Source organism: Campylobacter aviculae, assembly GCF_005406215.1.
In the GTDB taxonomy this organism is placed as follows: Bacteria; Campylobacterota; Campylobacteria; order Campylobacterales; family Campylobacteraceae; genus Campylobacter_D; species Campylobacter_D aviculae.
Genome location: NZ_NXMA01000002.1, coordinates 44,001 through 58,425, shown reverse-complemented (window position 1 = coordinate 58,425; position 14,425 = coordinate 44,001). Strand labels below are relative to the sequence as shown.

13 protein-coding genes are annotated in these 14,425 nt (G+C 31.2%); 9 read left to right on the top strand and 4 right to left on the bottom strand.

Annotated elements, in window-relative coordinates; genetic code table 11:
* The first annotated feature begins 1 nt into the window (after position 1).
* The 3 genes from CQA76_RS01110 (at position 2) to CQA76_RS01100 (ending at position 3,329) form a co-directional block, all read left to right on the top strand.
* Complete coding sequence (locus CQA76_RS01110) at positions 2-1,177, top strand: restriction endonuclease subunit S (RefSeq protein ID WP_137621618.1); 1,176 nt, start codon at positions 2-4, stop codon at positions 1,175-1,177.
* A gap of 87 nt (positions 1,178-1,264) precedes the next feature.
* Positions 1,265-2,755 (top strand): type I restriction-modification system subunit M, encoded by a 1,491-nt coding sequence (locus CQA76_RS01105; protein ID WP_137621617.1) that lies wholly within the window; start codon positions 1,265-1,267, stop codon positions 2,753-2,755.
* A gap of 355 nt (positions 2,756-3,110) precedes the next feature.
* Positions 3,111-3,329: a hypothetical protein gene (locus tag CQA76_RS01100; RefSeq protein ID WP_137621616.1), complete on the top strand. Its 219-nt coding sequence runs from the start codon at positions 3,111-3,113 to the stop codon at positions 3,327-3,329.
* Positions 3,330-4,111: 782 nt separating this feature from the next.
* Here the strand turns inward: CQA76_RS01100 and CQA76_RS01095 are convergent.
* From CQA76_RS01095 to CQA76_RS01080, 4 genes are all read right to left on the bottom strand, one after another.
* Entirely contained in the window at positions 4,112-5,302 is a 1,191-nt protein-coding gene (locus CQA76_RS01095; protein ID WP_137621615.1) for a molybdopterin molybdotransferase MoeA, read from the bottom strand.
* Positions 5,303-5,493: 191 nt separating this feature from the next.
* Complete coding sequence (locus CQA76_RS01090) at positions 5,494-5,937, bottom strand: molybdopterin synthase catalytic subunit (RefSeq protein ID WP_137621614.1); 444 nt, start codon at positions 5,935-5,937, stop codon at positions 5,494-5,496.
* Positions 5,937-6,158 carry a MoaD/ThiS family protein gene (locus CQA76_RS01085; RefSeq protein WP_137621613.1) on the bottom strand — a complete coding sequence of 74 codons (222 nt, stop codon included), beginning with the start codon at positions 6,156-6,158 and terminating at the stop codon, positions 5,937-5,939. The genes CQA76_RS01090 and CQA76_RS01085 overlap by 1 nt, the downstream gene beginning before the upstream one ends.
* Positions 6,145-7,686, bottom strand: a complete 1,542-nt coding sequence (locus CQA76_RS01080) for a multicopper oxidase family protein (protein WP_137621612.1) — start codon at positions 7,684-7,686, stop codon at positions 6,145-6,147. Before CQA76_RS01080 ends, CQA76_RS01085 begins: the two co-directional genes overlap by 14 nt.
* Before the next feature lie 115 nt (positions 7,687-7,801).
* Between CQA76_RS01080 and nspC the strand changes: the two genes are divergently transcribed.
* The 6 genes from nspC (at position 7,802) to CQA76_RS01050 (ending at position 14,413) form a co-directional block, all read left to right on the top strand.
* Complete coding sequence (nspC, locus tag CQA76_RS01075) at positions 7,802-8,947, top strand: carboxynorspermidine decarboxylase (protein ID WP_137621611.1); 1,146 nt, start codon at positions 7,802-7,804, stop codon at positions 8,945-8,947.
* 278 nt (positions 8,948-9,225) lie between these two features.
* On the top strand, positions 9,226-9,909 hold the full coding sequence (locus CQA76_RS01070) for a molecular chaperone TorD family protein (protein WP_137621610.1): 684 nt from the start codon (positions 9,226-9,228) through the stop codon (positions 9,907-9,909).
* Entirely contained in the window at positions 9,896-10,084 is a 189-nt protein-coding gene (locus tag CQA76_RS01065) for a Tat pathway signal protein (protein ID WP_137621609.1), read from the top strand. Before CQA76_RS01070 ends, CQA76_RS01065 begins: the two co-directional genes overlap by 14 nt.
* A complete protein-coding gene (locus tag CQA76_RS01060) occupies positions 10,084-12,882 on the top strand; it encodes a formate dehydrogenase subunit alpha (RefSeq protein ID WP_137621608.1) in 2,799 nt (932 codons plus the stop codon). The genes CQA76_RS01065 and CQA76_RS01060 overlap by 1 nt, the downstream gene beginning before the upstream one ends.
* Positions 12,879-13,520, top strand: a complete 642-nt coding sequence (fdh3B, locus tag CQA76_RS01055) for a formate dehydrogenase FDH3 subunit beta (RefSeq protein WP_137621607.1) — start codon at positions 12,879-12,881, stop codon at positions 13,518-13,520. Before CQA76_RS01060 ends, fdh3B begins: the two co-directional genes overlap by 4 nt.
* Positions 13,517-14,413 carry a formate dehydrogenase subunit gamma gene (locus CQA76_RS01050; RefSeq protein ID WP_137621606.1) on the top strand — a complete coding sequence of 299 codons (897 nt, stop codon included), beginning with the start codon at positions 13,517-13,519 and terminating at the stop codon, positions 14,411-14,413. Before fdh3B ends, CQA76_RS01050 begins: the two co-directional genes overlap by 4 nt.
* Positions 14,414-14,425 lie beyond the last annotated feature (12 nt).

Sequence of the window (14,425 nt, the reverse complement as noted above, 5' to 3'; positions counted from 1 at the left end):
AATGAAAACTAAAACTTGGAAAATAAATAAATTAGAAAAAGTATGTGAAATTTTAGATAATAAAAGAGTTCCAATTTCACAAAAAGATAGAATAAGCGGAATTTATCCTTATTATGGTGCTTCAGGAATTGTTGATTATATTGATAAATATATATTTGATGAAGAGTTAGTATTAATTGGAGAAGATGGAGCAAAATGGGGTGCTTTTGAAAATTCAGCTTTTATCGCAAATGGAAAATATTGGGTTAATAATCATGCACATATTTTAAAGCCAAACAATGAAATATTGATAAGTAGATTTTTGGTTTATTTTTTAAACTTTTCTAATTTAGAAAAATATATTACAGGGGCAACTGTTAAAAAACTTAATCAACAAAAACTTAGACAAATTGAAGTTCCTATACCACTGCTAAAAGAGCAAGAAAGGATAGTAGGGATTTTAGATGAGAGTTTTGCAAAGATCGATGAGAGTATAAAAATTTTAGAGCAAGATTTGCTCAATTTAGATGAATTGATGCAAAGTGTGTTGCAAAAAGCCTTTAACCCTTTAAAAGACGATACTAAAGAAAATTATCAACTCCCACAGGGTTGGGAATGGAAAAGCCTAGGTGAGATTTGTGAAATTAATCCTAGAAATAAAATTAATGATGAGGTAAATGTATCTTTTGTATCTATGAATAAAATTTTAGATGGATATGATAATGAATTTTCTTATGTAATTAAAAAATGGAAAGATGTTAAAAATGGTTTTACACATTTTAAGCAAGGAGATATTGGTTTGGCTAAAATTACTCCTTGTTTTGAAAATAAAAAGTCTGTAATTTTTGATAGTCTCGAAAATGATATTGGTGCTGGTACAACAGAATTACATGTTATTAGAGTAGTTGATAATGTTATGTCTAAATTTTTATTGTGGTTTTTTAAAACAGATAGATTTATTCAAAATGGTATTTTAAATATGACAGGTGCTACAGGACATAAAAGAGTTCCTAAAAATTTTATTAAAAATTTACAAATCCCGTTACCACCACTAAAAGAGCAAGAGCAAATCGCTTCGTATTTAGATGAGCTTTCCTTAAATATCAAGGCCTTGAAAGAAAATTACAAAACTCAAATCAAAGACTATGAAGAACTTAAAAAATCACTACTAAAAAAAGCCTTTGAAGGAAGATTGTAAATGTTAAAATTTTTGAAAAATTTTAACACATTAGCTAGATATGTTAAAAATTTTTGATTTTTTTAACATATTTTTTAAAGGATAAAAATGCAAAATAAGATTGATCGAATCACCGATATTTTAAGACGCGATGATGGTATAAGTGGTGCTATGCATTATACCGAGCAGATTAGCTGGATACTTTTTTTGAAATTTTTAGATGATTATGAAGAAGAATTAAAAATCGAGGCGATGTTAAATGACAAATCTTATCAAAGTATCTTAGATGAGAAATTCAGATGGCAGGTTTGGGCAGCGCCAAAAAAAGATGGTAAGCTTGATGTGAAAAATGCTTTGAGCGGATCAGATTTGCTTGATTTTGTCAATAAAGAACTTTTTGTTTATCTTAAAAATTTTAAAAACAATGAAAATTTTAAAAGCATAGAATACAAAATAGGCGGTATATTTGAATTTATAGACAATCGCATCGCCAATGGACACACCTTAAGAGAAGTTATAAATATCATCGATGAGTTGAGCTTTAACAAAGAAAGTGATGTTTTTGCTTTAGGAGAAATTTATGAAAAGCTTTTAAAAGATATGGGAAGTGATGGGGGAAATAGTGGAGAATTTTACACTCCACGCCCTCTAATAAAAACTATGGTTGAGGTGATAAATCCTAAGGCTAAGGAAAGAATTTACGATCCATCTTGTGGAAGTTGTGGTTTTTTAGTGGAGAGCTTTTTTCATATTTTATACAAAGATAGAGCCAAGAGAGAAAAGGCGAATTTGAGCGTAGAAGAGCTTGAATTTTTAAAAAATGATGCGCTTTTTGGCAAGGAAAAAACTCCGCTTAGTTATGCAATGGGTGTTATGAATATGATACTTCATGAAATTTCAAGTCCAAATATCATCAAAACAAACACGCTTAGCAAAAAAATCACAGATATAAGCGAAGATGAAAAATATGAAGTGATCTTAGCAAATCCGCCTTTTGGAGGCAAAGAAAAAGAACAAATTCAAGAAAATTTTCCTGTAAAGTCAAACGCTACTGAACTTTTATTTTTACAGCACATTTTAAAATCTTTAAAAAACAATGGACGATGTGCTATTGTCGTGCCTGAAGGCGTGCTTTTTCAGAATTCAAATGCTTTTGTGAGTGTTAAGAGGGATTTACTTGATGATTTTAATTTAGAATGTGTTTTGAGTTTGCCAAGCGGAGTATTTTTGCCTTATAGTGCGGTTAAGACTAATGTATTGTTTTTTTCTAAAGGTTTAAGAAGTATCATAGATGAAAAAACTAAAGATGTGTATTATTATGAATTGATTCCTCCTTATAAACTGACAAAAAATAAACCTTTAGAATACACGCATTTTGATGAGTTTTTAAAATGTTATAAAGATAGAAAAATCACGGCTAATTCTTATCTTGTGAGCCTTGAAGAACTCAAAAATAGAAATTATGATCTAAGTGCTAAAAATCCAAATGTTAAAGAAGAAAAATCTTTGCGTGAAGTGGAAGAAATTTTAGAGGAATTAAAACAAAATCAAGATAAAGCTAAAGAGTTGTTTGCTGGTATTTTAAAAACTATAAAATAAACTAGATTTAAAATGATTTATATATAATAAAAAGCTTAAATTTTTTTACAAGGAAAATTTATGGAAGAACGACAAAAAATCGCTAGAAATGTGAAAATTCTTGCTCTTACAAGTTTAACTCTCAGTGTGTTGGCTTATAGTACCTATAATAGGTCCTCTCTTTAATATAGCCAGTTTTATCTTATATATCATTGTTTTTTATAAACTCGAAGTTCATGCCGGTGCTAAGAAGTTATTTATTAATTTTTTAGTATGGTAGGTATCGGTTTTTAGTAGTATCATTGGAGCTATTTTAATACAAGGTACTGAACAAATTACTGCTATAGTTTTGAAATTGTTATTAAGTGTTATTATCTTGATAGTTTTTTATAAATTTTCTAAGAATATACTTTATGAAATCGCAAGAGTAACGCATCAAAAATATTTTATCAAAGCTTTTAAGTTGTTTTTTATAGGTTTGTTAATCTTTATTGTAGGCATGGGTTTATTTTTAGGGAATTTAGAAATGAAAGTTATTAATCTAGGTTTCGTTCCTATAGGTGGCAATATAGATTTAAAAGTATTTCTATCTTAGCAGTTGCTTCGATTTTGCTTTGTGTGGGAGTTATATTTTCTCTTATAAGTTTTATTCATCATGTTTTAGCTTGATTAAATTTTGAAAGCTTTGATGAAGAGAAAAAAGAAAAAAACTATACAACAACCACTCAAGGATTAAAATTTATCAAAATTATAATGACTTCTAATTTATCATTAAATTTTTATTTTAAATATTGACTTATGGGTTGCTTTTAAGTTTATTTTCAATGGTTCGGATTTTCTTTCTAATTATATGCAAATTGTTAATATTACTGAAATTTGTCTTTTTTCTACACTTTATTTTATATCTGTCATGCTGCTTTGCAAAAAGATTCGATCGTATAAAATGTTATTGTTTTTTATTTTGTGGATAGTTTTTGATTGTATCGGTAGCTATTTTATTTCTATTGGGCGATATAGACCTCATTGGTGGCTTTTATCTTTAAATGAGTTTCTTCTTTACAGTGCCTTATTTTTAATTTTAAGTATTACATCAGCATTTTTCTTTTTTAAAGAACTAGTTAAAATAAGTGGAATGAAAATCTTTTTTGTAGTTTTTATTTTTTTATTTATTTGTGGTTTTTATGTTTGGTTTCAACCAATAGCAAATATTTTAATAAATCGTTTTTTAAGATTTTCTGATTCGGGATATTTACTAATTTTTTTTTCGTTTAAACGATCTTGTAAGATCTTATCATGTAGTTTTAATTAATTTGATAAATTGTATCTATATCATCCTTTCTATTGTTGCTTGGAGTCGGTTGAAGATAAAAATTATGCCTAAGGCATAAAAACTATATCAACCAAACTCTCATTTTCTAAAATTTCACATTCTTTAGGAACGATCATTAATGCAGCTTTGTGATTAAGGTTGTTAATGATCGCACTAGATCCTTCTTTTTTTCCTTCTAAATTGACTAAAATACGTCCTTCTTTAAATTCTACATTGCAAGCAACGAATTCTAAATAGGGTGTTTTTTTCTTATAACTTCCTTGCAAGAAAGCTTTAGTGATATAATCTTTTTCTTGACACAACCAAGAATTTAAAATCTCTCTAGCATAAAGATTAAACATCACCATAGCAGAGTATGGAAAACCAGGTAAGGCGATGATGAATTTATGATTTGCTTTAGCGATTTTGATGTGGCGTCCTGGTTTGATATCTACTTTATCAATGATGATTTCATACTCTTTAACAGCGCTTTTCAAAAAATCAAAATCCCCCATAGAAACTCCGCCTGTCGTGATTAAAATATCACAGGACTCTAAAGCGCTTTCTAAAGTTGCTAATGTCGCTTTTTCATCATCTTTTAAAAGTGGAAAAACCCTTGTATCGCAAGCTAAATTTTTAGCTAAATTAGCGATAGCGATGTGATTAGAGGAGCGAATTTGAGCAGGATTGTCCAAGGTTTCTCCTAGATCTTTGATTTCACTACCGCTGCTTAAAACTCCAATGATTGGTTTTACAAAAACGCTGATGTGAAAAAAGCCTAATTCTGCTAAAAGTGCAATTTCACTATAATTTAATTTTGTGCCTTTTTTGAGTAAAATTTCATCTTTTTTATAATTTTCTCCAATTTTTCTAACCGCAAAACCTTTTTTAACGCTTTTTTCTATAAAAATTTGATCTTTTTCTATGCGGACGTTTTCAACTGGAACAAGCGTGTCGCTTCCTAAACTCATCAAAGAGCCTGTAAAAGTTTTGACACAAGTTCCATTTGTCACTTCAAATTGTGGCATGGTGCCCGCAGGAGTTGTACCTAAAATTTTTAAAGCCTTATCTTGATCTTCAAATTTAATCGCATAGCCATCCATAGCCGAAGTTTCCATTTCAGGCTGATTTTTAAGCGCTTTAATATCACAAGCTAAGATACGTCCTAAACATTGAGTGAGTGCTATTTTTTCTATTCTTTCATAACTTTTTATATGAGAATGTAAAATTTTTAAACTTTCTTCATAAGAAATTAACATTAATTATCCTTTACCAATTTAAATTCCAAATCTTTTATAATCATAATAAACACTAAATTTCATCAGGAGTGCCAAAAACACGATGAAAATCTTTCCATAAAGGAAAGATTTTCAAGTTTTGTTTATCGCTTTTTGGTTTTTTATCACTTAAAGTTGTTGCCCCAAAATAGCAAATTCTTGAATTTGTTTGATCATGATAAAATTCCAGCCCCTAAAAGCTTGCTTGATCTATCTAGGGCATAAATTCTTTCACCATTTTTAAGATCGTATTTCCAAATGGGTGCATTAGCTTTAAAATCTTCTACAAAGTCATTTATAAGTTTTAAGCCTAATTTTCTTTGTTTGCTTAAAATACCTGCAAAATATGAACTTTCTCCAACTTTTACATCGCCAATAGAATGCGCAAATAAAAGATAAGCAGGCTCTTTTTGAAGTCTTTCTTGCCAATTTTTAAACCAAGAAATGAGTAAAGGCTCGTAAATATCAAAACTCAAACCTTCCACCTTATCATCATCTCTGACTATGCCGCAAAAAGTGATCAAAGCCCCACAATTTTGCTTGATGCTAAATTCATACCATTTTGTATAAATTTCAGGGATATTTAAAGGGCCTTTATGGAGTGAAAAGTATTCCATCAACCACCGCCAACAGGAGGTAAAAGTGCGATTTTATCTCCATCTTTAAAAGTTGTATTTTCATCAAAAATGATTTCATCATTTAAGGCTACCGCGCAAAGATCAAGCCATTTTTTCAAACTTTCATCTTGTTTTAAGAACTCTTTTAATTCTTTTAAATTTTTAACTTCTAATTCCAAACCGGCTTTATTAATGGGTCCTAAAAATTCAATTTTTACCATTATTTTCCCTTACTTCCAAATTCCCCATCATGCCTAAATCTTCATGTTCTAAAATATGACAATGATACATTCTAAGTCCAACAAAATCTTGTTTCATTCTTAGTCTTAATTCTTCTTTTGGACGTACGTTAATGGTATCTCTTAAGGCTCTAAATTCAGCTTTTTTTATGGTGTTATTTAATTTGGATGAAATAAGTTCAAATTGCGTTCCATGTATATGAAAAGGATGATCCATGTGCGAGTCATTGATAACGATCCAATCCTCAACAACTCCAACCTTTGAAATCAAGTCTATGCGGTTTAGATCGTAGGTTTTTTTATTGATTAAAAACATAGAAGCTAAAGCAGCTTTTTGTTCTTCTTTGCTTTTTTTCATCATGCCGTGCATTTTGTGATGATCTTCACTCATTATGATTTCTTTGAAATCTTGCGGATCTTTTAAGGTTTCAAATTTTCTCAAAGCAGAAGGCAGATTTTTAGGATTTTTTTCTATGTTAAGATGGGCTAAGAATAAATTTTCTTTTTTTTCTTTAACCATCATTTTATCTCTATCATAATAAATGCTTTCTAGTTTTAACTCCCCTTTTTTATCCGCTTGTATGAAAACTTCCATTCTTGAAGCAGGAGCTAAAAATAATTCTTCTTTGATTATAGGTTTTTCTATAAGCCCACCATCAGTACCTACTAAGATAAATTTGGCGTTTTGAATTTTTAAGTTTAAATATCTTGCTGAACAAAGATTATAAAGACGAATTCTTTCACCTTGTAAAGAAATTTTAGGTTGATATTGTCCATTGATCAAGACAAATTCACCCTCTCTTCCATTAAGCCAATCTGTTAAAGTATTTTCAGGAATTTGCGCGTTTTCATCGAGTCTTAAATCACTAAAAACTAAATCTTTTTCATCAAAATGAGATAAAGCATCTTTTCTAGCCTTGATCACAAAAATTCCAGCAAGCCCCATATAAACTTGTTTAGAGGTGATGTAATGAGGATGAGGATGATACCAGTATGTGCCTGCAGAATTTAAAGGCAATGTAAAACGATAAATTTTTTCCTTTCCTGCTAAAATAGGATCATGTGGACTACCGTCTTGATCAGGAGGAACAGGAACGCCGTGCCAATGTATGGTTGTAGGTTCTTTGAGTTGATTTTTGACTAAAATTTCAACCGTGTCGCCTTCATAAACTTCTATTTTTGGGCCAGGGATTAAACCATTGTAAGTGTAGCATTTGGTTTTTTTGCCTTTGACGAGTTCTATTTGGCTTTCTTTAATCTCTATAGTAGCGCGGAAAAAATTTTTTTCTTTACTTTCATTTTTAAGCAAAGTTATTTTTTTTAGTTTTTTTCCACTTGGAAACTGATCCTTGCTAAGAAGTTTAAGATCATTAGGCGCAAAATTGATAAAAGAAGTGTTGATGGCATTAGGAGTATTATTGTGATGCATTTGATGCATAGGGGAACCATAAGCTATACCAATACTTGCTAAACTTAAAGCATTAAATTTTAAAAATTGTCTTCTATTCATTATAAATTCCTTAAATGATAAAATCGTATTATAATCATTATTTTTAAAAGCTCAGTAAATTATCTAAAATTTGGCTTGTTTTTGGTATCATTTCGCAAATTATAAGGAAGTGTTTATGTATGGACAAATTCAAACCCCAGCTTATATTTTAGAAGAAGATAAATTACGTAAAAATTGCGAACTTTTAGCCTATGTTGGCGAAGAAAGTGGGGCAAAAATTTTACTAGCCCTTAAAGGCTTTGCTTTTTCAGGAGCGATGAGGATTGTCGGAGAATATTTGCAAGGTTGTACTTGTAGCGGACTTTGGGAAGCACAATTTGCTAAAGAATACATGGATAAAGAAATTCATACTTATTCTCCAGCTTTTAAAGATGATGAGATTAAAATAATTTCTTCTTTATCGCATCACATCGTTTTTAATTCTTTGTATCAGTTTGAAAAATATAAAAATATATGCACTAAAAATTCTCTTGGACTTCGCTGCAACCTTGAATTTTCTTTAGCTCCAAAAGAGCTTTATAATCCTTGCGGAAGATATTCTAGGCTTGGAATTCGTGCTAAGGATTTAATGGATGCTAATTTAGAAGGTATTGAGGGTTTGCACTTTCATGCTCTTTGTGAAGAAAGTGCACAGGCTTTAGAGCAAGTTTTAAAGGTGTTTGAAAATAATTTTTCTTCATGGATTAAAAAGATGAAATGGGTGAATTTTGGCGGAGGTCATCATATTACAAAAAAAGGCTATGATATCCAAAAGCTTATTGATCTTTGTAAGAAATTTAGCGATAAATACGGTGTTCAAGTGTATTTAGAACCAGGGGAAGCTGTGGGTTGGCAAACGGGTGTGCTTGTATCCAGCGTGGTTGATCTTGTAGAAAATGAAAAGAAAATCGCTATTTTAGATACTTCAAGTGAAGCACATATGCCAGATACTATTATCATGCCTTATACAAGTGAAGTTCAAAACGCTAGAATTTTAAGCACAAGAGAAGGAGAAAGCATTTCTTCTTTGGAAAAAGATGAAGCAGCGTATTTGCTAACAGGCAATACTTGCTTAGCGGGTGATGTGATGGGAGAGTATGCTTTTAAAAAAGAGTTAAAAAGGGGTGATAAGGTTGTGTTTTTGGATCAAATTCATTATTCTATTGTTAAAAATACAACTTTTAATGGTATAAGATTGCCTAATTTAATGTTTTTAGATAAAAATAAGAATTTAAAAACTATAAGAGAATTTACTTATGAGGATTATGCAAAAAGGAATTAATTTATTATTTCTATTTTGCATAAAATATTTTTCATCTTAAAAATATACTGATATTTTTTACATTATTAATTTTTAAATTCTATATTTTATAAATGATGAATTTTGCTTATTTTTAATGATTGATTGTATTTAAAATGAGTAAAATTCAGTTTTTTTTAACTCAAATCATAATAAGATAAAACCTATTAAAATTTAGGATTTAAAGACTATATTAAGTCATATTTGCATAATAAAGTCTGTTTTGATTTTTACAAATCTAAATTTTTTAGGAATTGATTATGAATTTAGAGCAATTGAGATTAGCAAGAAGTCTTTATTATCAATTTTTTGGCGATCTTTTTGTTTTTTCTTATTCTAAACAACATTTAGATTCTTTATATCGTTGTTTGGAAGTAATGAAAGAAAATTTGTTTGATGAAGATTTATTAGATAGTTTTGATTTGTTATTACAAAATTCGCAAAAAAATTTGGAGTTATTTTTTAAAGAATATGAAGAGCTTTTCTTATCTTTAAAGAGTGCTATTCCTATGACATTTTCATATCTTGAAGAAGGTTTTGAAAATTCAAAAGCCTTACTTTGTGTGAGAGAAATTCTTTCAAAAAGTATTTTAAGACGCAATGAAATGAAATTTAAAGAAAGTGAAGATAATGTAGGATTTTGTTTTTTATTAATGAGTGAGTTTTTAAAATTAAAAGAAGATGATTTAGCTAAGGAGTTGTTTCAAAAACTAATTCATCAAAATATTGATGAATTTATCACGCTAATTTTAGAGCATAAAAAAGCGTATTTGTATAAAGAAATAGCAAAGATACTTGCAACTTTTATAGAATTTGAAAGATCTTGTTTTGATCTTGGTAAAGTTTTAAAAACCACTTCTAAAAAAGTTCAAAACGATCTTTCAAGATCTGAAATTCTAAGAAGAGAGACTAATAAAAAAAGGAGGATGAATGCAAAATCGTAGAGAATTTCTTAAAAAATCCGCTTTGGTTTTAGGAAGTGCTAGTTTATTGCCTAGTGCCGGTTTAGCTTTTGCTAAAGAAGAAAATAAAGATGTAGTAAAAGGTAAAAGTAAGAAAAAAGAAGTGCTTTTTCAAAGAAGTGCAAATTGGGAAAATTATTATACAAAGGCTGAATAATGTCAAGTGTTGATATAAAACTTAATCGTCGTAATTTTTTAAAAATGGCGGCTCTTTCAAGTTTAGCTACCCCTTTGCTTGCAAGAAGTGAAAATCTTAGAGAAGCAAGCGAGGCTGAATTAAAAGAAGCGTTTGAGGGAAGCAAAAAAATTAAGACAATCTGCACAGCTTGTTCTGTGGGTTGTGGCATCATTGCTGAAGTGCAAAATGGAGTTTGGGTACGTCAAGAAATCGCTCAAGATCATCCAATAAGTTTAGGCGGGCACTGCTGCAAAGGATCTGATATGATCGATATGGTGCGTTCTCATGTGCGTTTAAAATATCCTATGAAAAAAGAAAATGGAGAGTGGAAACGCATTTCTTATGAACAAGCTTTAAGTGAGATTGGAGAAAAACTTGCCGCTTATCGTAAAGAAAATCCAGAAAGCGTGATGTTTTTGGGATCTGCCAAACTCAATAATGAACAAGCTTATTATATAAGGAAATTTGCAGCATTTTTTGGAACCAATAACGTAGATCATCAAGCTCGAATTTGACATAGTGCAACAGTCGCCGGTGTGGCGAATACATTTGGTTATGGCGCTATGACAAACCATCTTGGAGATATACAAAAAAGTAAGTGTATTATTATCATCGGTGCAAATCCTGCAGTAAATCATCCAGTAGGTTTTAGGCATTTCTTAAAAGCTAAAGAAAAGGGTGCTAAGCTTATTGTTGTGGATCCTAGATTTACAAAAAGTGCGGCAAAGGCGGATATTTATGCAAGAATTCGTCCAGGAACTGATATAGCTTTTATGTATGGAATGCTAAAAATTATTTTTGATGAGGGCTTAGAGGATACAAAATATATCGATGAAAGGGTTTTTGGAATCGATAAAATTCGTGAAGAAGCCGCAAAATGGACAGCAGAAGAAGTTGAAAATGTCACAGGAATTTCTAAAGAGCTTTTAGTAGAGATCACTCATGAAGTGGCTAAAAATAAACCGACTACTTTAGTATGGGCTATGGGTTTAACTCAACATTCTGTAGGAACTTCAAATACGCGTTTAGCTCCTATTTTACAGATGGTACTTGGAAATATAGGTAAATTTGGCGGCGGGGTTAATATCCTACGTGGTCATGATAACGTTCAAGGCGCATCGGATATGGCTTGTTTGAGTGAAAATTTACCAGGTTATTATCCTTTAAATGAAGCGACTTGGAGGTATTACGCTAAAATTTGGGGTGTGGATTATGAATGGCTTTTAGGAAATTTTGTCAGCAAAGATTGGATGCATAAAACCGGACTTTCTCTTGCTAGATGGTGGGCAGCAGCTTTAAATGGCAAAGATGGAAATGATAAGGTTGATAATGCAGGAACACCTTTAAAAGCTTTAGTTGTTTTAGGAAATGGTATCACTTCAACCGCACAGCAAGCTAAAGTTAAAGAAGGTTTAGAGGCTTTAGAACTTTTGGTTTTAGCAGATCCTTTTGTAAATGAAGCAGGTATTATCGCAGAAAGAAAAGATGGAATTTATCTTTTACCGGCTGCAACTCAATTTGAAACCAGTGGAAGTGTAACCGCGACTAATCGTAGTGCACAATGGAGATTTAAGGTTGTTGATCCACTTTATGAGAGCATGGAAGATCAAGAAATTTTATTTGAACTTGCTAAAAAGCTTGGCTTTTATGAAGATTTCACTAAAACTTTGCGAGATGAAAAAGGTGAGATTGTTTGGCCTGAAAATGCTACAAAAGAAATTGCTAGAGCGGTTAGAAGTATAGGTTTAAATGGTTGGAGTCCTGAAAGACTTAAAAAACATACTTTAAATTGGGATAAATTCAACGAAGTTACTTTAGAGGGAAAAGATGAGGTTGATGGTGAATATTACGGACTTCCTTGGCCTTGCTGGAGTGATAAACATCCAGGAACTCCTGTGCTTTATAATGTAGATATTGAAGTAGCAAAAGGTGGTATGGGCTTTAGAAATAATTTTGGGCTTGAATATGAAGGTGAAAGTTTATTAGCTAAAAATGCGCCTTTAAATTCACCTATTGATACAGGATATCCACAAATCACTAAAGAAAATATTGAAAAAATTTTAGGAATTACTTTAAGTGCTGAAGAAAAAGAAAAAATGGGTGCAACTTGGTCTTATGATGATAGTAATATTATCGCAAATAAATGTATAGAAAAAGGTATAGTTCCTTATGGTAATGCTAAAGCTAGGGCCATTGTTTGGACTTTTAAAGATAAAATTCCACTTCACCGTGAACCTCTTCATTCTCCAAGGAATGATTTGGTACAAAAATATCCTACTTTTGAAGATCAAAAAGCACTTTATCGCGTGGATACAAAATTTATTTCTATGCAAAAGGCTAAGGATTATTCTAAGGAATTTCCACTCAATCTCATCACAGCAAGGCTTGTTAATCTAAATGGTGCGGGTATGGAAAATAGAGCTTCTATGTATCTTTCACGTTTAACGCCTGAAATGTTTTGTGAGATCAATCCAGAGCTTGCAAAAGAAAAAAATATCCAAAAAGGGGATATGATTTGGATCCATTCTCCAGAGGGAACAAAAATTCATGTTAGGGTGAAATTCAATCCAGGTATTGCAAAAGAAATGATTTTCTTGCCTTTTCACTTTACTGGAGTGATGCAAGGGGTGGATTTAACCCATAATTTCCCCGAAGGAACTAAGCCTTATGTGAGTGGAGAGAGTGCCAATACAATTACAAATTATGGTTATGATGTTATGTGTCAAATTCCAGAAACCAAAGGCGGACTTTGTCGCATTTCTAAGGATGGAAAATGAGTAAAGAAAATTTTATAAATTTAGAAAAAGATCGTTTAAAATTCTTTTGCGATAATGAACGTTGTATTGATTGTAATGGTTGTGCGGTCGCTTGCGATGAGGCTCATGAACTTCCTATTAATATCCGTCGCCGCCGCGTGATTACTCTTAATGAAGGCGTACAAGGAAAAGAAGTTTCAACTTCTATTTCATGTATGCATTGTGATGATGCGCCTTGCTCTATTGTTTGCCCTGTGGATTGTTTTTATATACGTGCCGATGGTATTGTTTTGCACGATAAAGAAATTTGTATAGGCTGTGGTTATTGCTTGTATGCCTGTCCTTTCGGTGCTCCACAGTTTCCAAAAGATAGTGCTTTTGGCAATAAAGGCATTATGGATAAATGTACAATGTGTGCAGGTGGTCCTGAAGAAACAAATTCACAAAAAGAAAGAGAGCTTTATGGACAAAATCGTATCGCAGAAGGTAAAGTACCGGTGTGTGCGGCTATGTGTTCAACTAAGGCTTTATTGGTGGGCGAAAGTTCAAAAATCGAAGAAATTTATCAAAATAGACTTAGTAATAGAAACTATGGCATTGTTTCACCTAAAGAAAGTATAGAATGGAAGATCGCCTATATAGGAAAGGAACGTTTATGAAAAAAATGTTTATCTTGCTTTTTTCTTGTTTTGTAAATTTATTAGCTTATGGCGAAGAAAGAATGGGACAAGATACGCAAATATGGGATCATCATCGAATCAGTAATATTCCAAATTATCATACTTTTGGTCAATTTTGGACGAGTTTGCAAGGAGAATATATTGCAACGATTGCTCTAATCGCTATTATCGCTGCTTTAAGTGCTTTTGCTTTGCATTATATGGTGATTGGGCCAAAGCAATTTTCTCATAATGGAAAGAAAATTTACACTTTTAGCTTATTTGAAAGAATTTTTCATTTTATTGCGGCTCTTTCTTGGATTATTTTAATCCCTACAGGTTTAATTATGATGTTTGGATCTACTTTTGGGGGCGGAAATTTTGTTAGAATTTGTAAAAATTTACATGCTTTAGCGATGATTTTATTTATCATTTCTATTATTCCTATGTTTTTATGCTGGATTAGAAGAATGCTTCCTGCAAGCTATGATATTAAATGGCTTATGATTGTTGGGGGTTATTTAAGCAAAGTTAAAAAGCCAATTCCTGCAGGTAAGTTTAATTTTGGTCAAAAAACTTGGTATTATATTGCTGTATTTGGCGGCTTTTTGATGATTGTCACGGGTTTGTTTATGTATTTTGTAGATTTTGACTCCGTTGTGATTCAAAATTTTTTAGGTTTAACTCAAATAGAACTTTTAAGGATTTCTGCTATAGTGCATAATATTTTAGGCATTGTATGTGTGGTATTTTTTGGAGTGCATATTTATATGGCTGTTTTTGCAATCAAAGGAAGTATTCATTCTATGATCACTGGTTACAAGGAAGAAGAAGAGGTTTATATTTTACATCATTATTGGTATAAAGAACTTGAGGATAAAAAGAAAATCTGAAATTGAAATCTT